We start from the raw sequence: 1,224 nt of genomic DNA on the forward strand, positions 1-1,224 counted from the left end.
CTACGCGTCTTTTCAGACCGTGATTACATTTATAACCACTACCGAAAATAGTGCTCAGATCAACAAACAAATTTTCCATTTTTCCCATTAAAACTGTGTTGAGATCATGTTTCATCGTGTGATGTTCCGCTAACCTAACGTCAACAACACAATTAGAGAATATATAGTGAGGTCACCATGGAAATGATCGATGCACAAACGATTGATCCTATCCAACCAGTATAAGTTGATGTCTCAGCTCGACCCTGAAAATGCAGAAAAATATCAGCGTTTCAGACCATCGTTGAGCGTGGCTATGAGCTGCAAATGCGTGAGTTGAACAAAGATTACGGCTGCATCACTGAAGCACTTTGTAAAAAAATTATCGATGTGATGGAAATGTACCATGCGATGCAAGAGTCTTTCCGTATGCTTGATGCGGAGGAATCTAACCAGGTTGATCAGCGTCGCCTTCAGTTCCTCGGTTTTGATATTGCCTCTGAAGCACAATTGGTTCACTACGTTCGATTCTTAACCGAATCTGAAGGTCTCTACCCTCAATTCGATAAAGGCGACCACCACTTCAACAGCCAAATGCCGATGCTGGAAAATACGCCGCATGTTGGCGACTTGGCGCAAAGTGCCCTCGGTCAATACCACTTATGTGCGACTGAACTGCGCCAAATTTTTAATGCCTAGTTTTAGAGCTTAGCGTTTAACGCTTCGCGGACAAACAGATTGATTTCAAATAGAAAGGTTGACCAGCGTCAGCCTTTTTTGCGTATTCAAGACAAAAAAATCCMATTACACGACAAAAACTTCAATACTAAGTTAGCAATATCCATTCTTTCAATTATCTAACTTTCCTTGTCTCACCTTGGTTCAAACTCTTTGATTAGGAAAAAACCCGCCAGAACAGTAAGCAACAAACTCTCACCTATCTTAAATAAATGCATAATTTATTGGGCAAAATTGAGAATCCCGTCTAGGCTTATCAATGAGAAGGGACGATATTTGCCAACGTTCGTCGAGCAGACCGAATAAGAAGGGGAATGTGACATGAGTATTTTTGACCACTATCAAGCGCGCTATGAAGCTGCAAAAGATGAAGAGATGTCGATACAGGACTTTCTTGCACTTTGTAAAAGATGACAAAAGTGCCTATGCGAATGCCGCTGAACGACTTCTTATGGCCATCGGAGAACCTGAGTTAGTCGATACCTCGATGCATCCACGATTAAGCCG

General features: G+C 41.9%; 2 pseudogenes. Both read left to right on the plus strand.

The window, feature by feature from the left end:
* Positions 1 to 190 precede the first annotated feature (190 nt).
* Positions 191 to 678: pseudogene (locus CIK04_RS27795) on the plus strand (YfbU family protein).
* A gap of 360 nt (positions 679 to 1,038) precedes the next feature.
* Positions 1,039 to 1,224 (plus strand): annotated as a pseudogene (locus CIK04_RS27800) (hypothetical protein); the annotation flags it as partial.

The organism is Vibrio sp. 03_296, assembly GCF_002265885.1.